We start from the raw sequence: 22,987 nt of genomic DNA on the forward strand, positions 1-22,987 counted from the left end.
CTACGCCACGCACAAGACCCCCGAAGTCAAGGCATGGCTTGCGGCCCATCCCCGCTTCACCGTCCACTTCACTCCTACCTCGGGATCCTGGCTGAATCTCGTCGAAGTCTGGTTCGGCATCATCGACCGGCAGGCCATCCGGCGCGGCGTCTTCACAAGCGTCAAAGACCTCAACCAGAAAATCCGCCAGTTCATCACCGGCTGGAACGACCGATGCCACCCGTTCGTCTGGACCAAAACCCCCGAACAAATCCTCGCAAAAGCCAACCGCTTAACTACTTCAGAAACGCGACACTAGGCAATTCGGTGAAACACAGCGAATTCACCCACTACGACGGAACGAAGGTGGACGGCAAAGACCACCTCGAAGACGTAAAAGACTCAGTTGCCAAGCTCGGCCTCGAAAAACCGGACCAAGTCGGCGTGACGGCGCTGGCCTCTGAATTGCTCAGCGAAGGGCGAGCAGCTGCTCTCGGCTTGCGGTACAGCCCGAGGCGTTCGTGCCTTCTCAGCTGTCGTCCCACGGGACCTCGCGGGAAGGCGACGGTATCGCGCCGGAGATTACGAGGGATCGCCGACGTCGGCCACATCGAAGGAGACTCAAGGGCGAAGAAGCAGCACGCCTCAGCGGTTGACGGCTTCGAGCATCTGGTCGACAGCAAGGGAAGGGGCGGGCAGCTGCATGGCGGCGATGGCCGCGCCTCGGGCCCAGTGGGTGTGGCTGACCTCGACGATTTCGAGGGGCACGGCAGGGGTATGCTGTTCCCGGTCGTGTGACCTACCGGCTTTGAGTGCTTCGGGCGCGGCGACGGCGAGCTCGACGCCTTCGCCTGTGAGGACGATCTTCTGGGGCATGGTGAAGGCTGAGGCGATGGTCATGAGGCGGCCCAGTGAGAACGCGGCCTGGTCGACGACCTGGCGGGCGACGGGGTCCTCGGCGGCCAGCTTCATGAGGCGGTCGTAGGGCACGCTCTTGCCGAGGGATACGGCGGCCTGGGCTTCGATGTTTCGGGTGCTCAGCACAACGTTGGCGCACCCGCGGTGTCCGATACCGCAGGCCGGGCCCGTGGGGTCCAAGGGTGTATGGCCTACTTGGCCGAGGCCTGCGTTGACGTCGTTGATGAGCTGGTTGTTGATCACCAGGCCGTATCCGACGCCGGCACCGATGGTCAGGATGATGAGGTTCTCGACTCCGCGTCCGGCTCCGTGCCAGTGTTCGATGAGGGTCAGTGCGTTGAGGTCGTTGGCGACTGCGACGGGCATGGAGGTTGCGGCCGCAAGCTGCTGGCCAAAAGGAACGTTCTGCCATTCGAGGAAGGGCGCGTAGCCGACGCTGCCGTCTTCGCGGACCTGCCCGCCGAGGCATACGCCGAGCCCGGAGGCGGCCGTGCCCCGTTCCTGGAGGCTATTGGCGAGTCGGGCGACGACTGCGATCACATGATCGGGGTCCTTTGAGCGCAGGGGAGCGTCCGCGGCGTCAAGGACATCGGCGCGCAGGTTGACCAGGGCCGCGTAGGCATGGGTTCCCGTGACCTTGACGCCGATGAAGTGGTGCCGGTCGGCGTCCACCTCGAGCGGCTGGGTCGGCCGGCCCGTGGGACCAACGTGACGGCCGGGGACTTCGCGGAGCTCACCGGACGCGAGCAGGGGCTTGGTGACGCGGCTAAGACTCGCAGCCGAAAGCCCGAGCCGTTCGGCGAGGGCGCTGCGGGACATGGGTCCGTCGATGAGCAGCCGGTACAGGACATCCCGCGTGGAGCTCGGCTCTCCGAGCCAACTGGGGTGCACGGGCGTCGCGTCCACGCGATTCCTCCTTCATGGCCAGACCGTTCTGGCACGCTTCGATTCTTCCACATTTCAGGGTTTTGTTCCAGAACCTACATGAAGAGATTTCGAGCTTTGAAGCCCCTCTTGACACTTGAAAGTTTTGTAGCGAAACTTTCAGTGTGGGGTTGATCACGAAATGCCCCGCCGGCAAGGACGCTGAGTCCACTACCGACTATCCATAGGCAACGCCGCCGTCAGGTGGCCAACATTCTTTGAGGTGCATCCTTTGACCCTGCAGACAGAGAGGTCCGAAGCCGTGAGGCAAGCCAGGCGGGACTGGTTCCGCAGTGCCGTCGTGTACCAGGTGTACCCGCGCAGCTTCGCCGACTCCAACGGCGACGGGATCGGCGACATCCCCGGCATCATCGGCAAACTCGACTATCTGAAACGGCTCGGCGTCGACGTCGTCTGGCTCTCGCCCGTGTACCGCTCGCCGCACGACGACAACGGCTACGACATCAGCGACTACCAAGACATCGACCCGGTCTTCGGCTCCCTCGCAGACCTGAACGAGCTCATCGCCGGCCTCCATCAACGCGGCATGAAGCTGATCATGGACCTCGTGGTCAACCACACCTCCGACGAACACCCCTGGTTCGCCGAGTCCCGGGCGTCAAAGGACTCCCCGAAGCGGGACTGGTACTGGTGGCGGCCCGCCCGACCGGGCTGCCAGCCCGGGGTTCCCGGCGCCGAACCGAATAACTGGGGATCATTCTTCTCCGGCCCCGCCTGGCAGTACGACGAGGCGACCGGGGAGTACTTCCTCCACCTCTTTTCGAAGAAGCAGCCCGACCTGAACTGGGAGAACGCCGAGGTCCGGGCGGCCGTCTACTCGATGATGAACTGGTGGCTCGACCGCGGGGTCGACGGCTTCCGCATGGACGTCATCAACTTCATCTCCAAAGACCCGTCCCTGCCCGACGGTCCGGTCCGTGGCGGAGGGCTCTATGGCGACGGGGCCGCCTCGTTCATCTCCGGCCCTAGGATCCACGAATACCTCCACGAGATGCATGAGCAGGTGTTCTCCGGCCGGGACGGTGCCCTGTTGACCGTCGGGGAGATGCCCGGGGTCACCGTCGAGGACGCCGCCCTGTTCACCGACCCGGAACGGGCCGAGGTCGACATGGTGTTCCAGTTCGAGCACGTCGGCCTGGACCATGATGGAAGCAAGTGGAAGCCGAAGCGGCTGCGCCTCACAGACCTCAAAGCTTCTCTTGGCCGCTGGCAGGACGGGCTCGCCGAGCGTGGCTGGAACAGCCTGTACTGGGGCAACCACGACCAGCCCCGCGTCGTCTCGCGCTTCGGGGACGACGGTGCCTACCGGGAAACCTCCGCGAAGATGCTCGCCGGGATTCTCCACCTGCACCGCGGCACGCCGTACATCTACCAGGGCGAAGAACTGGGCATGACCAATATGGCCTTCGCTTCCATCGCCGAGCACCGTGACATCGAGGTCCTGAACCACTACCGTGAGGCGACCGAGACGCTCAACGAGGCCCCGGCCGTCGTCCTGGCCGCTATTGCGCCCTTGAATAGGGATAATGCCCGGACCCCCGTCCAGTGGGTCGCCGGGCCGGACGGCGGGTTTACGACCGGAACGCCGTGGATTGCTGTCAACCCGAACGCCGCCGAGATCAACGCCGAGGAACAGGCGGGCCAGGACGATTCGGTGCTCAACTTCTACAGGCGCCTCATCGCGCTCCGCCACGGGATGCCCATTGTCGCCCAGGGCGACTTCACGATGCTCCTGCCCGATGACGAGTCGGTCTACGCGTTCACCCGCACCTATGAGGGAACCGAGCTGCTCGTCCTCGGTAACTTCACCCCCCGCGAACAGACCGTCGACATCGGGGACCCGTTATGGGCCGGCGCCGAGCGGATCCTCGGCAACTACCCGGACGCCCACGGACTGGACCTCAGGGCCTGGGAATTCACTGCACTCATCCGTTCCACCAACTAGCACACCTCCCGGGCAAAGGATGCCCGGGAACAGAAAGGTCACCCCCATGAAGCGATCCCTGGCACTGCCGGCCATCGCCCTCGTCGCCGTCGCCGGCCTGGCCGCCTGCGACGTCGGAGGCACCGGCGCCTCGCAGCCGGCACCGAGCTCCCAGCAGCTCGCCACCGGCGCACAGGTCTCCGGAGAAATCACTTTCTGGCACGCCTACAGCGCGGGAGGCGGAGAGATCGACGCGCTCGAGAAAACCATCATCCCCGCGTTCGAGAAGCTCCACCCCGGAGTCAAGGTCCACGACGTCCAGGTGCCGTCGGACCAGATGCACCAGAAGCTCATCACCGCCACCGCGGCCGGTTCCCTGCCCGACGTGGTCCGGGCAGACATCGTCACCGTCCCGGAGCTTGCCAAGCTGGGCGTCCTCGCCCCGCTTAGCGACGACATGCCCGACTTCCAGGACTGGGCCGGCAAGATGTACCCCGGCCCGCTGGCCACCAACAAGTACAAGGACAAGTTCTGGGGCCTTCCCCTGGACACCAACACCAAAGTCGTCATTTACAACCAGGACGCACTCACCGCCCAAGGCATTTCCTCGGTCCCCAAAACCCTGGACGACCTCAAGGCGGATGCGGCCAAGCCCGGCGCCGGTAAGTACCTCTTCGCCGAAGGCGGCTCAGGCGGATGGAACCTCCTGCCCTTCATCTGGTCCAACGGCGGCGAAATGACCAACCCCGAGGTGACCAAGGCCACCGGCTACCTCAACAGCCCCAAGACCGTTGAAGCTGTGCAGATGCTCGTGGACATGTACAACGCCAAGCAGCTCCCCTCGAACGTCCTCGGCGCTCCCGGAGCGGTCCAGACCTCCGACGGTCTCGCGAAGGGCATGTACGACACCATCGTCGACGGCCCTTGGACGTTCCCCAACCTCACGAAGGCCTACCCGAACTTCAAGCCGGCCACCGAGCCGATGTTCTCCGGCTCGGCCGGGAGCATCAGCGTGGTCGGCGGCGAGGACATCGTCATGACGCAGCAGTCCAAGAACAAGGCCCTCGCTGCGGAGTTCATCCGGTACATGCTCTCTCCCGAGGCGCAGCAGGCGATGGGCAAGGTCGGGCAGCTTTCCGCCGAATCGGCTCTGGCGGCGGACATGGCCTCGTATGCGCCGTACTACGCCCCGTACCTCGACCAGCTCAAGACCGCACGGCCCCGCCCGGCGACCCCGCAGTGGGCGAAGGTGGACGACATCTTCACCAAGCAGGTCCAGCAGGCCTTCCAGGGCAAGCAGACGGTGCAGCAGGCCCTTGACAACGCGGCCGCACAGATCGATCCTCTTCTCGCACAGGGATAGTCATGTCAGTGAGCACCTCACCCAAAACCCGCAAGGTGCGGGCCACCGTCCCGCCGCGGCCGAACAAGCCGCGGCGGGGCGGGGCCTCCCGCCGCGCGCCGCATTGGTGGGTCCCTTGGGCGTTCGCCGCCCCGGGGCTGGCGCTGTTCGGCCTCACGACCGGTTACCCGCTCGTCCGCTCCCTGCAGATCAGCTTCTACCAATGGTCCGTACTGCCGGGTACCGCGAGCCAGTTCGTCGGTCTGGGCAACTATGTCCGGGCCCTTGGCGATTCCCAGTTCTGGAACAGCGTCGAGAACGCGGGCGCTTACCTGCTCATGACGGTCCCCGCCACGATCGCTATTGCCCTCGCCTTCGCGACCCTCCTCCACCGCCCGATGCCTGGGCGCACTCTCTTTCGCGTGATCTACTACATCCCCGTGGTGACCAGCTGGGTCGTGGTCTCGCTGCTGTTCAGGTATCTCTTTACTACCGACAACGGCGCGGTGAACTGGTTCATCCAGGACATCGTGCACGTGGTCAACGGCCCGGTGCCGTGGCTTGAGCAGCGCTGGACCGCCATGGCTGCCGTCTCGCTGCTGGGCATCTGGAAGAACCTTGGATGGTGCATCGTCGTCTTCCTTGCCGCGTTGGCCGGCGTCCAGCAGGACCTCTACGAGGCGGCGGAGATCGACGGCGCGAACGCCTGGCACAAGTTCGTGTACGTGACGTTCCCGGGGATCCGCGGCACGGTCGTGTTCGTCACGATCGTGCAGATCATCGGAGCGTTCAACGTCTTCCCCTCGATCCTGCTCATGACCAATGGGGGCCCTGCCGGCTCCACCGAGGTGCCTCTGACCTACATGTACAAGCAGGCCTTCTCTTTCCTTGACTTCGGCTATGCGGCGGCCATGTCGTTCGTCCTGGCCATCATCATCTCCGCGGTCTCCTATCTGCAGTACCGCTTTACCCGCGAGAAGAAAGAAGCCCGATCATGACCGTCATGACAGCAGTCCGGACTGGAACGCCGACACGCGGACGCAGGCGTCGTTCGATGGCCATGACAAGTGTCAGGGTGCTCCTCGTGGCGGCCGGGGCATTGTTCATGATCGCCCCATTCCTGATCATGGTCTCGACCTCGTTCGAGCCTGACACTGCCCTCCTGCCAAGTCCGCCGCACTTCTTCCCGCAGAACCTCACGTTCTCCAACTATCTCGACGCGTGGAACGGCAGCGACTTCGGACGGTACTTCCTCAACTCCGCTTATGTCTCTGTGCTCACAACGGTCGCGTCGGTTGCCATCTCCGCGATGACGGCGTTCGCGTTCGCGCGGTTCGACTTCCCGGCCAAGAACCTGGTCTACGGGATCCTGCTGGCCGGGCTCATGATCCCGGGCATCGTCGTGATCGTCCCGCAGTTCATCCTGGCCAAGTCCCTCGGGCTCGTGGACTCCCTCAACGGTCTCGTGTTCTTCTACACAGCAGGCCAGATCGCCTTCACCACGTTCCTCCTACGCGCCTTCTTCGAACGGGTCCCGATCGAGCTCGACGAGGCCATGACGATCGACGGCGCCGGAACGCTGCGCAAATTCCTCCGCCTCTACCTCCCTCTCGGCAGGCCGGCTCTCGCGACCGCCGGGGTCTTTTCCTTCCTCGGAGCCTGGGACGAATATGTCTGGGCCCTGACCGTGATCAGCGACTCGAGCAAGCGCACCTTGCCGCTGGGTATCGCCGCCTTCCAAGGGGAACACAGCACCGCGTGGGGGCTCGTCTTCGCAGCCTCGACCATCGCTGTCATCCCCGTCGTCGCTGTCTACATCGCCGGGCAGCGGCATCTCATCAGCGGACTCACCGCCGGGGCCGTCAAATAGCCCCACGCCCCCTCACAACATTCAGAAAGAGAAACGCATGACACTTCCCCCACAGACCGCCGCGGTCCTTGGACCGGCCGTCGAACAGCCCGTCCCTGCCGAGCCGGGCATCCTCCCCGCCAAGGCGTCCTTCGTCACCGGCGAGACGGTCGCTGTCGACCTCATCGTCCCGGCAGGAACGGAAGGCACGCTCACCGTGCTCAGCCTGGGCGACCCCGTTCTGCGCCTCACCGGCCGGGGCCATGGAACGCACTCGCTCGGCGTCCTGGACCCTGGCTGCTACGGTGTCGAATTCACCGCCGAGGAGCTGACTCTGCGGACCGCGATCGAGGTCACCGCCAACCCACGGGCGCGCCTGCGCTACGGCTTCGTGGCCAGCTACGAGCCCGGGAAGGACGTGGGCGCCGTGATCCGCCGCACGCGGCGCCTCCACCTGAACGCCATCCAGTTCTACGACTGGGCCTACCGCCACGCCGACCTTCTCGGCGGAGGTGACGAATACCAGGACGCACTCGGACAGACCATCTCCCTCTCCACCGTGCGAAGCCTCGCGGAAGCGCTCAAGGCCAGCGGCGCGGCCTCCCTCGGGTATGCGGCCGTGTACGCCGTCGGCAACGACGAATGGGCCCAGTGGCAGCACCTTGCACTCACCACCCCCACCGGCACAATCCACAGCCTCGGCGACTTCCTCAAGCTCCTGGACCCCGCCGCCGAACCCTGGCTCACCCACTTCCTCGACGAACTCGACCGCGCCTGCGCGGAGGTCGGCTTCGACGGATTCCACCTCGATCAATACGGCTACCCCAAGCACGCGCTCACCCCCGATGGGCGCCGGGTCGACCTGGCCGAATCCTTCGTGAAGCTCATCGAAGAAGCACGGACCAAGCTGCCCTCCAGCAGGCTGGTCTTCAACAACGTCAACGACTTCCCCACCTGGGCCACGGCCGCGGCGCCCCAGGATGCCGTCTACATCGAGGTCTGGCCCCCGCATGTCACCCTCGAGTCGCTCGCGAAAGTCATCGAGCGGGCCAAGGCCGCCCGGAAGGACCAGCCCGTGGTCCTGGCCGCCTACCAGCACGTCTACGCACAGACCCCCGACCAGGCCAGCGCCGACCGCGCCACAGCGCTGACCATGGCCACGGCCTTCAGCCACGGCGCCACCCAGCTCCTGGCCGGCGAAGCGGACCGGCTCCTCGTCGACCCGTACTATGTCAAGAGCCACCCGGCCACGCCCGAGACCGAGCGGTTCCTGACACGCTGGTACGACTTCCTCGTTGAACACGACGCACTCCTCATGGACCCGGACATCCACGACGTCACCGGCTCCTACGCCGGCGGCTACAACGACGACGCGGACGTCACCTACGCCCAGACCCCCGTCACCGAGACCCCCGCCGCAGGCGCGGTCTGGAGGCGCGTCACGAGCACACCCCAAGGCCTTGTCATCCACCTCATCAACCTCAACGGCCAGGCAGACACACTCTGGGACGCGTCCCGGGCCGAGCCTCTCTCGCCGGGCGAGGGAATCCTTCGCTTCCGGCGCACCGGGCGTTCCCTCCCGCGCATCCGCGTCGCGGACCCGGATACCTGCGCCCGCCTCACGGACGTGCCCTACACGGTCGACGGCGACTACGTCCTCGCGCAGCTTCCTGCACCCCATCTGTGGCAGATCGTGCACATCACCGAAGACTGAGGCACTCCCTCCGTTCCCTCACCGCGCGGGGCCATCCCCTGCCCCGCGCAACGTCCCTCTGCCCCGCGCACTCCTTGACCCTGCGCGCCTTCACACGCCCGAAAGGAACCAGCCGATGGAATCCCTTCAGCCCGGGATGCCGTTCAGCCGTCGAACCCTTCTCGGAGGCTTGGCTGCCACGGCAGCCGCCTCCGCAGCCTCCCAGCTCCTCGCCGCGGCGCCGAACGCACACGCCGCTGGTGGTGGGCCCGCCCTGCTCGACGTCTACACCGACAAAGCACGCTACTCACCCGGTGAGACGGTCCAGCTCACCGTCGAGCTCGCCAACCCCACCACTGTGCCGGTCACAGCGCGTCTGACGGTGGCCGCGGAGAAACTCGGCACCCCGCTCAAAAGCGCGGCGCCGTCGCAGAGCGTCCGGATGGAGGCGGGCCAATCCCAGACGGCGACTGTGCAGTGGCAACCTCCCGCGGACGACTACCAGGGGTACCGCGTCAGCGTCCGGCTCGACGCCGGCGGCCAGACCCAGACCCGCAGCACCGCGGTGGACGTCTCAAGCGACTGGGCCAAGTTCCCCCGCTACGGCTATGTCTCCGTCTACACGGAGGGGCTCGACGCCCAGGCCGTCCTCGCCCAACTGAACCGGTACCACCTCAACGGCCTTCAGTTCTACGACTGGCAATGGAAGCAGCACATGCCCTGCCCACCGACCCAGATCTGGAACGACCTCGCCAACCGCCCGGTCTCCGGCGCCAGCGTGAAATCGCTCATCGACGCGGCCCACAGCCGCGGAATGAAGGCGATGTTCTACGACCTCGCATACGGGGCATTCAGCAACTACGACACCGACGGCAGCGGAGTCCAGACCGGCTGGGGCATCTTCCACAGCCCGACCACCGCCACGAAGGACACCCAGGTCGGCTTCCCCCTGCCCTCGACGTGGTCCACCGACCGGCTCTACCTCTTCGACCCGGGGAACAAAGACTGGCAGGATCACATCTTCGCCCAGTGCTCCAAGGTCATGGACACCTTCGGCTTCGACGGCTGGCACATCGACACCATCGGCAACCAGGGCATCGTCTACGACTCCCAGGGAAACCGCGTCCGAATCCCGAACGAGTACCGAGGCTTCCTCGCAGGAGAGAAGCAGGCCGTCGGCGGCCGGTCGCTCATCAACCCCGTCGGCGGCTACGGTCTCGACCAGATCTGCGACACCGGCGTCGACTTCATCTACAACGAAGTCTGGGAAAGCGACGGCATCACCACATACCGGGACCTCGCCCGCCAAGGCGACCGCGTACGCGCCAACACCACCAAGGCGCTCGTGATGCCCGCCTACATGAACAAGGCCTACAGCAACAGCACCCCAACGGGCACCACCCGCTACTTCAACGAGCCAAGCGTCCTGCTCACCGAGGCCACCATCCTCGCCGCCGGCGCCAGCCACCTCGCCATGGGCGACGGCGACTCCATGCTCAGCCACGAATACTTCCCGAATAAGAACCTGCAGCTGACCGACTCGCTCCGGGCGAAGCTTCGCGAGTACTACGACTTCCAAGTCGCCTACCAGAACCTCCTCAGAGACGGGTCCCATAGGGCCGGGAACAGCGCCGAAGTGTGGGGCCTGAACACATCCACGACAGGATCAGCCGGAACGGTCTGGCTCCAGGCGATGTCGACCGGCGCCGCCACGGCGCTGCACCTGATCAACCTCCTCGACAACCCCTCCGACCACTGGCGCGACGACAACGCCGACTACCCCGAACCGGCCGAGCGGACGGACTTCACCGTCAAGCTCTACATCGCCGACAGCACGCCCAACGACGTCAAGGTCCGGTTCGCCTCCCCCGATCGCAACTCCGGCGCGGTCGAGGAGCTCAAGGCCAAGCGCGCACGGGATTCGCGAGGGACCTTCCTGACCTTCACGGTCCCCAGCCTGAAGTACTGGGACGTGATCTGGCTCGACACCGCTGCCGCGGCGCTTCCGGTCAAGGCCTTCGACGCCTTTGCCCGCAACCGTGTCTCGGAGAACAGCTTCAACGCCCAGATGAACATCGAACCGACAAGCGATGCCGGCGGCGGACTCGACGGATGCGCCGTCAACGACGGGAACTACTGGGCGTTCACCCCCATGGACTTCGGACCGGGTGCCCACAGCGTCGACCTCCGGTTCGCGACCGCCACCCAGGGCGGCACCGTCGAATTCCGCATCGACCACCACGACGGACCCCTCATCGGCCAGATGGCAGTCGGACACACCGGCGGCTGGCAGAACTGGATGACCCTCACCACTCCCGTGCAGGTATCCGGACAGCACGCCCTCTACATCATCTTCCGCGGCGACGTCGAAGGCATCGGCAACGTCACCTGGATCCAGTTCCACTAGCACAAGGCGGGAGGCCCCGTGAACCCTCAAGGCCTCCCGCCATCCTCACGACCAGACCCCAACGGATACACAGAATGACCCAGCACAGAAGCGCTTTCAGCCTCACCGTCACAGCCCCTTCCGGCCAACCGCCCGAATCCGAGATCGACCAAGCCGTCCAAACCGCCATCACCGAGGCGCTCAAGGAAGGAACACAAGGGATCAAGGTCACCAGACACGACTACGCCACCTTCACAGTCGAACTCGCCGAAGACGTGACATTCGGCACAACCCTGGAGATCGACCTGGTGGAGCACGGTCACACAAAACGAAGGTAAGCCGCTTACCTCGCTGCGAGTCGTCTGGGATCAGAACAACCTGTCGCCAGCCCGCAGCGGCCGGTACCCGGTCGGATCACCTTCGCCGACGACCGTGCCCGGCAAGCGTTGGCGGGCTGTGGCATAGGCGGACGCCATGATTGATCTGCGTGAGGAGATCGACCGCCCGGTCGCCGACTGGCTGCATGCGCCTCCGGAGCGTGAGGATCGCTTCGACGACCTCGTCGACCTAGCCCTCGCCATGCCAAAACCGGCAAAGCGGGCGACAGGAATCTCTTCGCCGCATGGGCGTCAGCCCGGATGCTGTACCGATCGTGAAAACCGGCAAACCCAAGGTCAGCGCGGTCCCGGCCAGACCGGGTGAGCCGCCACGTTGACCGGGATCTTCCGGGTACCATCTGGTAGGAGTACCGTTAATCCAATACATTATGAATAAACAGCGTGTTGGAACTCGAAAAGGAGCAGTACATGCTCACCATCCAGGACGAGCTTGCACGTGTATTCGCCGGTCGTGAGCTGAACCGTCTTGACCAATTGCGGGCATGTGCGTCGGCTCGAAGCAAGGGGTTGAAGCAGGCCGAGATCGCGCGCAGGCTCTCCATCTCACAACCTGAAGTCCACAGGATCCTTCGCAGGATCAAGAACTTCCCGGAACTGCTGGAACGAACGCCGCGCGAAGTGATTCTGGACTTCCACGTCGGGCTCATCGACCACGAACATATGCTTCAGGAACTCACGGTATGGCCATACACCTACTCGGCCGACGCCGAGCCGGGAAACCCTGAAGGCCAGATAACCGGCGGCAGCTGGGATGAAATTTCCGATGCGTTTCATCGGGACCTGATCACCGGAGAAGACTACGAGGCAATCGTCCGCGCCGTCCACCCTTCGGAGATCTAGGTGGATGAGCAGACATTACGCCGCGTTGAAGCGGAACTGAATGAGCTGACTTCTTCCGGTGCGGATCTTCACCGCAATGCCACCATGGCTACTTATGTTCTTGGGCGCCCTCTGCCCATTGAGCAGCTTCGGGCCCAAAGACTGCTGCTGGATGAGCTTTTGGCCGAAGGGGATGGGGACATCGAGAAGGGCGGTTTGGCGGCGATAATCACGGCAGGCCCGCCCGGCGCCGGAAAGACCACCGCAAGGAAAGCGCTCGGAATGGGCGGCCTGGGTTGGCGCGTCATCGACGCAGACGAAATCAAAGTCCGCTTGCTGGAGGCCGCCGTCCAGGACGGACGATTCGACAGCGTGTTCACCCGCACGCTCGCCGACGGCTATCCGGTCATGCCGAACGAGATTTCGACCCTGGTGCATAACGAGTCGGTCGATCTGGCCAACAGATTGATTGAACGCAGCCTTGAGGCACAGGAGAATGTCGTCATCGAAGGAACCCTGTCCTGGGAAGGCCTGCCACAGCGCTATCTGAAGTGGCTCGAGCTGAACGACTACAACACCGTGACTGTATTCGACGTTGAAGTGGACCGGGAAACCGCTCTGGAACAGGCGTACAAGAGGTGGGCCGAGGGCCGGATCGGGACCATCAACGGCACCCACATTCGCGGCGGACGCTTCACGCCAAAGGAAGCCATCACGTCCCTTTACGACGAGACCGGCCGACACTCCAAGTGCAACCAGAACGCCGTGGATTTCTTCAACAGTCCGGCCGCGGCAGGCTTCGGGACCCTCGAATTGCTCGTCACCACACCGGACACCGAGGAGCCCCGGACCTACCAGCGGCTCGTCGGCAAGCATTCGGGCACGCCGCCCGTGTACCTCCAGGATGCCGAAGTTCTACCTGAGAACTGATCGACCTCATGCGTAGTACTTAGGCTATCGCTGAATATCTGTCAGAAGCTCCGAGATTACGCTGCTGGCAAACTCGCTCCCCAAATAGTCAGTTCGCGCCGTAATTTCAAACTCGAGGTCATTCATTCGAGACACAGAGCGAGCCCGCGCGAGGCCGTATCCGCGTTCCTGGAATGCAACAGGCAGCACCTCAACCACCGCATCAGATACTTCAAGTTCAGGAGGCTCGGCGACGTGATTAACCTGAAGATAGTTCAACGTCGATTCATTCACATAGTCTCGTCCATGGGGTTGATTCGGAGTGCGCTGAAGAACCTCTAGAGCAAATGGAGTGCGCGATCGACGCATGGCGCCTAGGATGCGACCGTGCACCGCACGGGCACGAACATACAGCGGATCGTCGCCTACTTGCGCGGCGAGCATCGCGTACGAGAAATACATTCCGACTGCTAGCTGGTCGGCAACCGTACGACCGCTCAGGACAGCAACCAACGGAATTTCGGAAACAGGAATGCCTTCTATAACCCTTGACACAGACTGGGCCAACGCAGCGCCACAGATTCCAGGGGCAGAAGATCTATATCGATCGTCCATTTCCTCCCAAGAAATTCTCGCAGAAACCTTATGTTCACCATATTCAATCCCCGGCCTGGCCGTCATCTCAACTTCAGCCATCGGAGGGAATATACCGGGGTTAACCTCGGGCCAACGGCTGAGGTCCTGCACGGACGATCGATAATCTGGGCCGAGCTTGACGCAGCGGTCAAAAAAATTGGTATCACAAGCGCCCTCCGAGAGAGGCTGGCCATTCAATGCGAGGGCTATCTTCACATTCAAAAAGCCAATCAGAAGGCTGATAGAGACGCCGTCGATACAAATATGATCGATCGCCAACTCCACGACGACCCCGTCAAAGACGGGGGTCACAACAAATGAAAATAACTGCCCAGTATCGATCGAGACACGATCATCAAATTGCTGGACACTTGTTCTATCAGGGAAGTAGGCGCCGACGGTAGTCCAAAGCGCCACCTCGTCGTTCGACAGTACTCTTTGCGACCAGAACCCAGAAGTGTGGCGTCGGTATTCAACACGGAGCGCCGGGTGTTCCGAAACTACGGCACGCCAGGCATCACAGATTAGCGACGCGACGCCTACATGCGCCACGTACCATCGCCTGCATATAACATCACGCGGCTTTATGCCAAGACTATGGCTCGTCAGCGCCTGATTTTGGTCCCAAGAGCAGGGAATATCGCCAGCCTGAAATTTCGCGTCATTCATTATCCCCAACATCCACACCTCATGTTTCTTCTTCGTCGTGCTAAGCGCTTACTACGGCTGATGTTGGAGCCATGTAAGCGATCGCCAGACCGAAGGCATTATTCGAATCCAGCTTGATCCAATTGATACCATCAGACCGTCCTCGCCGTTCGTTGGCCACGTCTAGCTTGTGGGGTAGGTCAACAATCCCGCTCCCTCGCACTTTCGAAATCGCCTCTTTGACCGACCATTGCTCCGCAGCAAGCATCCTCGCCGCATCGCTACCTGTCGACTGGGGAATGTAGATCCCCCAGCGTTTTGCGAACGTTGGGGACACCTCGAATGGGACTTGCAGGTCTATCCCGATTTCAATACCCTCAGCGACCGCTGCAACCACATAGGTGCCGTCGTGTGAAATACTCACGTAGAGATCTTCACCGGAAATAACCGGCTTCCCGAACCTGGTCACATTAACTGCCAAGTCATTTTTGCGGTGAGCAGAGGCAGCGTCGAGGACACCCCGAAGAAGGTACCTTCCTCTCAGACATTCTTCCCAGCGCTTCCTGCCGCAAGATGGACCGTTACGGTATTTATTCTTACAGTCGCGAAGTGCAAGTTGAAGAAGTCGGGGATTTGAGCCTCTTCGAATGTGAAAATCGAGCCATTCCGTCTCACCGACAGAGAGCAATGTGCTGTATCCACCCAGGACAATCTTTGACATCTGACCTAAAAAGATCCGTGAGGCATCAGATCGCACTGCCATCCTCATCGCTAATGCAGCCACCTAATCCCCTGGCCGAAGTGCCGCCGTGTCGGCTGTTTTCTGACATTGCACATTCTTTTCGTTCGGATTGCGCCACAGTAGTCGTGTGTAGCCTGACCACACCGCGATGGTTCTCAGCGTGTAGTCTGTCAAGACCTACCCATCGGCTGAGAACCGTCGCGCCAACACACCCTTCCGGCGGCCCCCTCGGACATGATCGAGCCGCAACTTAATTTTTGCGGCCGCATCCAAACATCATCGGATCTTTCCAGGCTCGGGTGCACATTCAGTTCAGGGTCAATTGCCGTGCCTTCACACGACGCGCCAAATGCTCCCAGTAGGACCGAACGGACAGGTCGGCGAAGTTGAATTCTCGTTTGGCATCAATGTCCTCGTCCTCCGAGCTGTGGTAGCCACCGGACACAGCTTCAGCCATTAGCTGAAGCTGACATGCCCGCTCGAGCATGTGCGCGTAGACGGTGGCGTGGCGGATTGACTTGCCCACAATTACTCCGCCATGGTTCCTCAGGAACGCCGCAGGTGAGTCGTCTATGGCCGACGCGACCGCCGTTGCCACGTCCAACGTGAGGATCGTGTTGCTGGTCATCGTGAACCGTGGTGTTCGCCCTTGAAAGAACGCACCGTCGTGGGAGACTGCGCGCAACGGGAGGTCGGTAGCCCCGAACACCAGCGTGTACGGCGCATGTGAGTGAACGATGGCGTTTACGTCCGGACGCGCCGCATACACAGCTTGATGGAGGACCACTTCGGGTGGCAACTGCGGATGCTTCTCGGCATGGGGATCCACACTTGCCACCAAGATGTCCGACGGCGTGCACTCATCGAATCCCGTGGTGGCGTTCTTGATGAAGAAAATATCGGAGCCAGGCTGGCGTGCAGAAACCTGCCCCTGATTGAAATCGTCGTGTCCTCCGTCAGACAGGCTCCGCGCGGCAACACTAACCTGTTCGACCAAGTTCCGTTGTGCAGAGGTCAAAGGAGCGGCCGTTTCACTAATCATTTCGATATTCTCCTAAATGCTTGTTCGAACGCTGAATGTATGTCGTACAGACCCGGGGCCTGGTCGATGATCCAATCCGATAGGACGACCGCACCCATCCCGGCACTGTCGAGACTTGCTACTTCGTGATGGATCGAGAGAGATTCGCCCGGAAGATCAACGGTCACCGTGTGGCCGGACACCGGAAGTCCAAAACGCAAACTGACTACCTCGGTCAAATGATTGCCGCCGGCCGCCTCCCAAACAGCTCGAAGATCTGCAGCACTAGCGCTCGGACGGTCCAGTTTGGTGCGAGGGTGACGTTCATGAATTGCGGTCGCCGCTTGGACAGACAGACGCGACATCTTGGCGAGATTCCTCACCAACTCAGCCTGAAGCCAATGGCCAAGAGTCAGGTTCGTCGCTATAACGACGGGTGCCGTCATGGCGTAGTCTTCCAATTGTTTACTCGCAGCGTCAGACAATGCCGAAACGCAGTAGATGAGAGCTGCCCCGCCTTGTCTGCATACCCGGAGTGTGGTGTCTATCGCAGACACGTTGCTTGCGTCAAAGACGAGGTTTGGAACGCGGTTCAAATGTGCACCGTCACGGTCGACCCGACCAACCAGCGTATGCCTAGATTCTTCCAGTGCTCGGCACAAGGCACTGCCAAGCCTCCCCCTGTGGCCGACTACCGCGGCTAAGACAGAAGTGTCCCCGGCCATTACGAGCTCGTCTGCTGGTCCACGTAGGACGCGATGCCCTCTACGGTCTGGAGGAAGGAAATATCCCCTTCGAGATCGATGTAGACTCCAAGATCAGTCTCAATCGCATCCACGAGCTGAAGGAATGCGAGAGATGTCAGACCCTTGTCGGACAGCGATCTTGAATGATCAAGCGCTTCAATTTTGTTGATTTCGCCTGAGGAAACAGATTCGACCAAATCTGCGATTCTGTCTGTCGTAGTAGCCATGTTAGGACTTCATTCCCTTCAGTTTCTGCAGTTCCATACCGAGAAGCTGCTGTATTAGTTCGTCTATTTCGGTCAAACGCGGTTTCCCGGGCCCACTGCGTGGAATCGCGTCGACAAGGAAGTACTTCATCGGCCGTTCATGTGCCGAAAGCCTTCTCTCCGCCAGGCCGCGCAGCTCCCTCACCAGGTCATTTTCGACAGTGTCTTGAGTTTTCACCAGCGCGCAGAGAATGCCGTGCTGCGAGGATGAAGTGGCCAGTGATACGTGGGCGTCGGTGACGTTAGGCGATTCAAGCAAGACGTCCCGAATCTCATCAGGAGAGACCTTCTTTCCGCCGACATTCAATCCTTTACCTGATCGCCCGGAAAGGACGAGCCGGCCGTCTATAAACGTTCCCTCGTCGCCTGAGCGGTAGTAGCCATCGGTCGTGAGCCGCGATTCAAAAAGCCCCGGGTAGTTCAGGTACCGCGTTCCCATAGAAGTGCTGCGGACCAATAGACCGCCCTCTTCTACGCGAATCGACACATTGGGGAGGACTTTTCCTTGCCCCACTGCATCGGGACGCTTTTCGCCTTCAGTCAGCGGACCAGTCTCCGCAAGGCCGTAGTAGTCTGAAATCACAATGCCCTCTCGCTGACCGAGGATTTCTCGCGTCGATGGGGCAAGGCGCGCTGAAGAAGAAAGACACAGTCTTGGCCTCTCGCCCGGAATATTCTTGGCCGTTCGAGCAAGAGCGTCATAGATCGCGGGAAACCCTACAAGAATCGTCCCTCTGGTGTGTTCGAGTTTGCGGCGGACATATCCTGCTGACGGCAACGCCGCTGGGAGGCTGAGCGACGCCCCCGATACCAGAGCTGGAATGAGGGATGTATTGAAGGCAAGGCCGTTGTATGCCCCGGCAAAGCACAGGATACTGTCTGCCTCGCTCATTTCGGTCGCCATAACCCAGCTCCGAGCCGCATTTACGACAGCCCGACCCGTGAATTCGATACAGGCGGCAGTCCGGGTGGATCCTGAAGTGAATCGGCATATCTCCGTCAGGGGATGCATCTCCGGCGCAGCCTGCTGCGAAGACGTCGCGGCAACAACAAGGTTCCCTTGTTCTATCGCGCCACGCATCTCTATCCGCGCTAACGCATCATGATCCGCCGGCTGAATTACAAATTCAATTCCGGTCGAATCGATAAGGGTATTCAACTGTTGTGACGAGACGGCCGGATCGATAAGGAACGGTACCGCACCGAGCTCCAGCAGTCCCAACAGCACGACGACGTACCCAACCGAGTTGGGCGCCACAAGACCGACGCGCGAACGTGGTCCTACTCCCGAGGCTTCCAGGTTCCGAGTAGCGTCGCAACGAGCTTTCAGTAGCTGTTCGGTGGTCAGGACCTCTTTTCCATCGGAAACGGTGGCACGCTCAAGCCGTGCGTCCATTGCCTCCGATAGATACCTCCGGAGATGGGAGGGTATGTCCGTCGGCAGTTGAGTGTCCTTACGCTTCACCATGTGCGTCCGCCCTCAGTTCACGATCTGCTCTTGTGCGAGTTTCCGATTGCTCTACTCCAATAGCCATGAGACACAGCAACTCTTCGGTCGCTGGTAGAGCTGCGAGGTCTTTCCAGATTGTCTGGACGAAGCCGCCAATCGTAAAGATTCCCAGATGGTTCTGCGCCGCTCCTAAATAGGCCAAATGCGCGGCTGCACCGCTGCGAAACAGTGCCTCACGGATGTTGTGACCATCGCCGCCAGTTCCTAGAAGCTGATTTGTATTTGCATGGAAGAGCAGGAATGCTTTAGCCGCCCCCACGTGACGCTGTCCCATGCAGGCACGAACGAAGTGCTCGGTACCAGTTCCATCCGGCACGAACTGGGTCCTCACCGATGGGACATCCAGTTCACACGAAGTCTTGTCCACCAATAGAAGCGAAACGCTGACCAGTGGGTGTTCTTGCATGGAATTCGGTATGTCAACAGGCAGCGCGGTTGCCATCACGGCAAGGAGGTCGCCCAGTGATTCACCCGGAATGGGTTCTCCGGTAAATGACCGCGCGGAATGACGTCGCCTCGATAGATCAGTCCAGACACTCATAAGTCCTGGGTTTTTAGGGCACGCCGCGACTTCAACGAGCCTCTTCGGGGTGATTGCGCCTCGAGATGTCGTTCCCATTAGCGGTTCGACGATATTTTCCCATGGGATCTTTTCATAGTCACCGCGACAGTCCCGAACTGTCCGCGGATATTCCAAGCGGAACGAACCTGGTTCGTCAAATAGGTGAGACGTACGAAAGGATACTGCTGAGTGGAACTCATGATAGGGAAAGTTTGAAGATACAAAATTCCGAACAATTCGCGAAGCTGAGGCCAGCTGAATGAATGATTCGCGTCCGTGACTCAGCGCTGTCCCAAGTAAGCTAACGGAGGCATGCGCAGCGTCGAGGGATGCATAGAGGTAACCCCTAGGCCCGTACTTTCGCATTGACAACCAGGGGCGCTGGACAAGTATCAAGTGGCATATCGAATCGCTTGGAGACTCAGTGTTCAGTTCCTGGGCCAAAGTTGTCAGCTGGTCTGACGGTATCGCGATCCTCCGGAGCTGTTCTGCTGAATCACCCAGCCTAAAGAGAGACCACTCTCTCAACGGTGCTCCCGGTGACTTCGACTCCACGAGCGCCAGTAGGCTGTAGGGAAAGATCGCTCCAGCCGAAGGGACTATCCGTCTGTCCCCGGCTCCACGGTCAAATATTCCTTGTTCGGCGATCTCGAGGGCGTTATCAAGGCCTCGGCATTGAATAGTTTGGCTAACCCCGGGGGCTGGTGGATCAAGGTGCGTCATAGCCCTCCACGCATCAACGACTGAGAGCGAAGAATATGCGCCCGCAGGATCATGAATCATTGTTGTATCGACTACCAACGTGCCCCCTAACAAAAAATTTTCCTATTCACAGATTGCCCGACCGACCCCAACGTCCTGACTCTTGGAGGGCACACGTTCTGGCGGCAGCCCGTTTTAAGGTTCTGGTGAATAGGCGTCTGAAGATTAAAGAATAGATACGCCGCAGGGCGAAGGTCCTTCATTTCGCGCCGAAAATTTGCGGGTTTCAAGTGTTCAGCCAAATTGGCGTGGTGATTGCAGCTTGGAACTCCTGGAAAGGCGAGCATGGAGGCGCCTTCCAATCGGACCGGATGCAGGCCGTCGTTCCTGCAAGTGGCCTAGCGGCGGCGTCCGGCCAAAATCCATATTCCAAGACCGCCCGACACAACAAGTGCACCGATATTTGTTCCTTGCCAGCCCATCCCAAGAAAGATCGCACTCGCCGAGAAGGACGCAATCACGGCCGTTACGCTGCCGATACCCTCAGCAACTGCTTGGAGTCGGCCACCCCTTCCCGGTGGGTAGCAAATAACCAAATATGAGCTCCCTGCAACATAGAGGAAGTTCCAACCGAGTCCGTTGAGCACAAGCGCAAGGAGGAAGTTTAGAAAGTCGCCGCCTGCAACACCGGCGATTGCCCCGCTGGCGAGCAATGCCGCCCCGCTTAGCGCAATTGCCTTCCGTCCGAACTTTTCAAGCAGAAGCCCCGAGAAAAGTGATGGCGCAAACATTCCGACCATATGCCATTGAATGATTGTCGTTCCCATTGTGACGGAATGCCCGGCGTGCTCACTTCCAATCGGGCCAATGGCCATGACCATTGTCATCACGGCACCAGCGACCGCAAGAGTCACAAGCGCCGTGACAAAGTTGCGTGGCTGCTCCAGATCCCGCCATCGCACGGGATCAGGCCCCGGACCCCCGACACGGGCCGGCCCTGATTCTGACACTGAGCGATGTCGTCGTTCGGGTCTAAGCAGTGCCAAGAGAATCGGCAGAGTCAAGAGACAAAGGGCCACGACCACAAGATAAGATCCTGCATACATTTCAGGGAGGACGTCCATTGTCGAGGTCGCGAGCCAAGGACCGACGAACGCTGCCACCAACCCTCCGGCAAGAATCATCGAAAGGGCCCTATCCCGCTGTCCGGGCGAGGTCAGATCGGCCCCCATGAGCCGGATGTACCCCCCGGTTGCGCGATATACGCCGACAATACCCGTTCCTACGCAGAGCGCGGGAAATGAATGCCCCACGACCGCGAGCGTAGAGACTGCGGCACCAAGTGCGCCAAGGATGGCGCCAACCACCATTACTGGGGTGTATCCGAAGCGGGCGCATGCAAGGCCAGTGAGGACCGAACAAATTGCCCCCATCAGGGTAATCATCGCCAGCGGAAGCGTGGCTAGCACGGGCGTTGGGGCCAAGGCGAGACCGACTAAAGCGGTGAGCGTCAGATCGACGCTCACCGTTGCGTAATACAACGCCTGACAAACCATAAGCGCGAAAGTTGTTGACCCGATTGATTTCCCGGAGTCGTTCTGTCCCCGGAGCTTCCCTTCGAGTGGTGTGTCTTCTATCAGTGGCTGCGCCGAGCTGTCAGGCACCGAACCCCCTGTGTTCAAGTTTTGATCCGGAGTCCACCTTGACAGATCCCACCCTTCGGTCGGAAGTGGCATGATGGACACCATGCGCAATGATTCGGACAGCCTTAGGCGCGTCGTAGTAATCGCCCTCGATGGTGTCGTCGACTTGGACCTCGCGATACCGCTCCAAGTGTTCGCAAGGCGGGACCTCAGCATTAGGTACGAGGTTGTCGTAGCAGCGGAACGACCTGGGCTGGTCTCAACGGCAGCCGGGCTCACACTGCATGTCGACCACGACGTATCGGAGCTGGACGAAGCACACACCGTGATTGTTCCGGGCTTTAACATAGCTAGCCCGACCTCCGATACGGTCCTTCGAGCGCTGCGCTCGGCTCACGCCCGCGGCGTGAGACTCGCCTCGATCTGCACTGGCGCGTTTGCCCTCGCCGCGGCCCGGGTGCTGGACGGAACATGGGCAACTACTCATTGGGAGCAAGCTGCGGAGTTGGCCCGGACTTACCCGCTCGTGCACGTTGACCCTGACGTCCTTTATGTTGACAACGGACAAGTGCTGACCAGCGCAGGAGTAACGTCTGGAATTGATTTATGTCTGCACATGCTGGAGTTGGACCTCGGTGCACAAGCAGCATTGGATGTTGCCAGAAGCCTTGTCGTACCTCGTCACAGAACTGGTGGGCAGGCACAATACAGACCAAGTCCCCTGATTAACACCGGTGGCGTCATAGCGGAAGCACTAATATGGGCGTCAGAACATGCCACTACCCTGTTAACGGTTGAGGACATCGCCAAACGCGCGCATGTCTCAGTTCGGTCACTGCACCGCCACTGCCTGAAACTAACCGGTTATCCGCCAGGTGAGTGGCTCCTCCGAGAGAGGGTCGCCATCGCATGCCGGTTGCTAGAAGACCCAACTCTTACCGTCGCAGCTGTGGCCGCACAAAGCGGATTTGGAAGTGCTGCAAACATGCGTGCACGCTTCAACTCGATCATGAACACGTCGCCCGCCGCCTACCGACAAGCGTTCGGGCCTTCGAGCAGGTAAGGATTTTCGTACCCATCAGTGAGACAAACCGGCTGCCGGTCGCGGTTCACAGTCCACCGCGGGGCCAATCGACGTTCCTGTACCTAAAGACCTGCCCCACCTGGGCTTCCGGTCTCCAGGTTCCCTGCCCCGGTCGCGACACCCCAGGATTGACTAACCAAGTGTGGAAATACGTCAATTCGATCAGGCCAAATACACCACGCCTGCAGCGGGCGGCGCCCATAATCAGATTCTGCTCTTGGCGGGCCCAGCAGCCATCCCAGTACCGCCCGAGGAAGTATTCCGG

The 22,987-nt window shown here is 61.1% G+C and carries 21 protein-coding genes; 12 read left to right on the plus strand and 9 right to left on the minus strand.

Annotated features, from left to right (window positions below; genetic code table 11):
- Positions 1-298: transposase (locus tag E1809_RS22870; protein WP_205754049.1), on the plus strand; the 298-nt coding region annotated here is incomplete at its 5' end.
- 326 nt (positions 299-624) lie between these two features.
- On the opposite strand, the gene E1809_RS22875 is transcribed toward E1809_RS22870, so the two are convergent.
- A complete protein-coding gene (locus E1809_RS22875) occupies positions 625-1,803 on the minus strand; it encodes an ROK family transcriptional regulator (protein ID WP_133206547.1) in 1,179 nt (392 codons plus the stop codon).
- A gap of 250 nt (positions 1,804-2,053) precedes the next feature.
- Between E1809_RS22875 and E1809_RS22880 the strand changes: the two genes are divergently transcribed.
- From E1809_RS22880 to E1809_RS22925, 10 genes are all read left to right on the plus strand, one after another.
- Entirely contained in the window at positions 2,054-3,787 is a 1,734-nt protein-coding gene (locus tag E1809_RS22880; RefSeq protein WP_374102715.1) for a glycoside hydrolase family 13 protein, read from the plus strand.
- Positions 3,788-3,833: 46 nt separating this feature from the next.
- The gene (locus E1809_RS22885) at positions 3,834-5,129 is read left to right on the plus strand and encodes an extracellular solute-binding protein (protein ID WP_165962464.1); all 1,296 of its coding nucleotides are present in this window, start codon (positions 3,834-3,836) and stop codon (positions 5,127-5,129) included.
- An 8-nt stretch (positions 5,130-5,137) separates the two neighbouring features.
- A complete protein-coding gene (locus E1809_RS22890) occupies positions 5,138-6,106 on the plus strand; it encodes a carbohydrate ABC transporter permease (RefSeq protein WP_235835741.1) in 969 nt (322 codons plus the stop codon).
- Complete coding sequence (locus E1809_RS22895; RefSeq protein ID WP_205754310.1) at positions 6,103-6,978, plus strand: carbohydrate ABC transporter permease; 876 nt, start codon at positions 6,103-6,105, stop codon at positions 6,976-6,978. The genes E1809_RS22890 and E1809_RS22895 overlap by 4 nt, the downstream gene beginning before the upstream one ends.
- A gap of 37 nt (positions 6,979-7,015) precedes the next feature.
- Positions 7,016-8,671, plus strand: a complete 1,656-nt coding sequence (locus E1809_RS22900) for a glycoside hydrolase family 66 protein (RefSeq protein WP_133206550.1) — start codon at positions 7,016-7,018, stop codon at positions 8,669-8,671.
- A gap of 115 nt (positions 8,672-8,786) precedes the next feature.
- Positions 8,787-11,057 carry a glycoside hydrolase family 66 protein gene (locus E1809_RS22905; RefSeq protein WP_133206551.1) on the plus strand — a complete coding sequence of 757 codons (2,271 nt, stop codon included), beginning with the start codon at positions 8,787-8,789 and terminating at the stop codon, positions 11,055-11,057.
- A 74-nt stretch (positions 11,058-11,131) separates the two neighbouring features.
- Positions 11,132-11,374 carry a hypothetical protein gene (locus tag E1809_RS22910; protein ID WP_133206552.1) on the plus strand — a complete coding sequence of 81 codons (243 nt, stop codon included), beginning with the start codon at positions 11,132-11,134 and terminating at the stop codon, positions 11,372-11,374.
- Between the two features lie 136 nt (positions 11,375-11,510).
- Positions 11,511-11,738, plus strand: coding sequence for a hypothetical protein (locus tag E1809_RS22915; RefSeq protein ID WP_133206553.1), 228 nt, complete (start codon positions 11,511-11,513; stop codon positions 11,736-11,738).
- A gap of 77 nt (positions 11,739-11,815) precedes the next feature.
- Positions 11,816-12,274 carry a helix-turn-helix domain-containing protein gene (locus tag E1809_RS22920; RefSeq protein WP_165962465.1) on the plus strand — a complete coding sequence of 153 codons (459 nt, stop codon included), beginning with the start codon at positions 11,816-11,818 and terminating at the stop codon, positions 12,272-12,274.
- An 84-nt stretch (positions 12,275-12,358) separates the two neighbouring features.
- Positions 12,359-13,183: an AAA family ATPase gene (locus tag E1809_RS22925; protein WP_205754311.1), complete on the plus strand. Its 825-nt coding sequence runs from the start codon at positions 12,359-12,361 to the stop codon at positions 13,181-13,183.
- Between the two features lie 24 nt (positions 13,184-13,207).
- Here E1809_RS22925 and E1809_RS22930 read toward each other — a convergent pair whose 3' ends face one another.
- The 8 genes from E1809_RS22930 to E1809_RS22965 all read right to left on the minus strand — a co-directional run bounded on the left by E1809_RS22930 (position 13,208) and on the right by E1809_RS22965 (position 21,743).
- Complete coding sequence (locus E1809_RS22930) at positions 13,208-14,467, minus strand: condensation domain-containing protein (RefSeq protein WP_165962466.1); 1,260 nt, start codon at positions 14,465-14,467, stop codon at positions 13,208-13,210.
- A 40-nt stretch (positions 14,468-14,507) separates the two neighbouring features.
- A complete protein-coding gene (locus tag E1809_RS22935; protein WP_133206557.1) occupies positions 14,508-15,230 on the minus strand; it encodes a 4'-phosphopantetheinyl transferase family protein in 723 nt (240 codons plus the stop codon).
- 265 nt (positions 15,231-15,495) lie between these two features.
- A complete protein-coding gene (locus E1809_RS22940; protein ID WP_133206558.1) occupies positions 15,496-16,230 on the minus strand; it encodes a class II aldolase/adducin family protein in 735 nt (244 codons plus the stop codon).
- A complete protein-coding gene (locus tag E1809_RS22945; RefSeq protein WP_133206559.1) occupies positions 16,227-16,934 on the minus strand; it encodes a dihydrodipicolinate reductase C-terminal domain-containing protein in 708 nt (235 codons plus the stop codon). Before E1809_RS22945 ends, E1809_RS22940 begins: the two co-directional genes overlap by 4 nt.
- Complete coding sequence (locus E1809_RS22950) at positions 16,934-17,182, minus strand: acyl carrier protein (RefSeq protein WP_133206560.1); 249 nt, start codon at positions 17,180-17,182, stop codon at positions 16,934-16,936. The genes E1809_RS22945 and E1809_RS22950 overlap by 1 nt, the downstream gene beginning before the upstream one ends.
- 1 nt (position 17,183) lies before the next feature.
- Positions 17,184-18,617, minus strand: coding sequence for a class I adenylate-forming enzyme family protein (locus E1809_RS22955; RefSeq protein WP_165962468.1), 1,434 nt, complete (start codon positions 18,615-18,617; stop codon positions 17,184-17,186).
- Positions 18,618-18,675: 58 nt separating this feature from the next.
- Positions 18,676-19,272: a nitroreductase family protein gene (locus E1809_RS26895; RefSeq protein WP_165962469.1), complete on the minus strand. Its 597-nt coding sequence runs from the start codon at positions 19,270-19,272 to the stop codon at positions 18,676-18,678.
- Positions 19,273-20,393: 1,121 nt separating this feature from the next.
- Positions 20,394-21,743, minus strand: a complete 1,350-nt coding sequence (locus tag E1809_RS22965; RefSeq protein WP_328591596.1) for an MFS transporter — start codon at positions 21,741-21,743, stop codon at positions 20,394-20,396.
- On the opposite strand from E1809_RS22965, the gene E1809_RS22970 reads away from it, so the two are divergent.
- Complete coding sequence (locus tag E1809_RS22970; RefSeq protein WP_133206564.1) at positions 21,730-22,701, plus strand: GlxA family transcriptional regulator; 972 nt, start codon at positions 21,730-21,732, stop codon at positions 22,699-22,701. The genes E1809_RS22965 and E1809_RS22970 overlap by 14 nt on opposite strands.
- The last annotated feature ends 286 nt before the right edge of the window (positions 22,702-22,987 follow it).

The sequence above is a fragment of the Arthrobacter terricola genome (assembly GCF_004354015.1).
In the GTDB taxonomy this organism is placed as follows: Bacteria; Actinomycetota; Actinomycetes; order Actinomycetales; family Micrococcaceae; genus Arthrobacter; species Arthrobacter terricola.

Coding starts and splice junctions, on each gene's coding strand:
- E1809_RS22885 (WP_165962464.1), top strand. CDS start 3,834: ATGAAGCGATCCCTGGCACTGCCGGCCATCGCCCTCGTCGCCGTCGCC.
- E1809_RS22895 (WP_205754310.1), top strand. CDS start 6,103: ATGACCGTCATGACAGCAGTCCGGACTGGAACGCCGACACGCGGACGC.
- E1809_RS22900 (WP_133206550.1), top strand. CDS start 7,016: ATGACACTTCCCCCACAGACCGCCGCGGTCCTTGGACCGGCCGTCGAA.
- E1809_RS22905 (WP_133206551.1), top strand. CDS start 8,787: ATGGAATCCCTTCAGCCCGGGATGCCGTTCAGCCGTCGAACCCTTCTC.
- E1809_RS22910 (WP_133206552.1), top strand. CDS start 11,132: ATGACCCAGCACAGAAGCGCTTTCAGCCTCACCGTCACAGCCCCTTCC.
- E1809_RS22915 (WP_133206553.1), top strand. CDS start 11,511: ATGATTGATCTGCGTGAGGAGATCGACCGCCCGGTCGCCGACTGGCTG.
- E1809_RS22925 (WP_205754311.1), top strand. CDS start 12,359: ATGGCTACTTATGTTCTTGGGCGCCCTCTGCCCATTGAGCAGCTTCGG.
- E1809_RS22930 (WP_165962466.1), bottom strand. CDS start 14,467: ATGAATGACGCGAAATTTCAGGCTGGCGATATTCCCTGCTCTTGGGAC.
- E1809_RS22940 (WP_133206558.1), bottom strand. CDS start 16,230: ATGATTAGTGAAACGGCCGCTCCTTTGACCTCTGCACAACGGAACTTG.
- E1809_RS22945 (WP_133206559.1), bottom strand. CDS start 16,934: ATGGCCGGGGACACTTCTGTCTTAGCCGCGGTAGTCGGCCACAGGGGG.
- E1809_RS22950 (WP_133206560.1), bottom strand. CDS start 17,182: ATGGCTACTACGACAGACAGAATCGCAGATTTGGTCGAATCTGTTTCC.
- E1809_RS22955 (WP_165962468.1), bottom strand. CDS start 18,617: ATGGACGCACGGCTTGAGCGTGCCACCGTTTCCGATGGAAAAGAGGTC.
- E1809_RS26895 (WP_165962469.1), bottom strand. CDS start 19,272: ATGAGTGTCTGGACTGATCTATCGAGGCGACGTCATTCCGCGCGGTCA.
- E1809_RS22970 (WP_133206564.1), top strand. CDS start 21,730: ATGATGGACACCATGCGCAATGATTCGGACAGCCTTAGGCGCGTCGTA.
- E1809_RS22965 (WP_328591596.1), bottom strand. CDS start 21,743: ATGGTGTCCATCATGCCACTTCCGACCGAAGGGTGGGATCTGTCAAGG.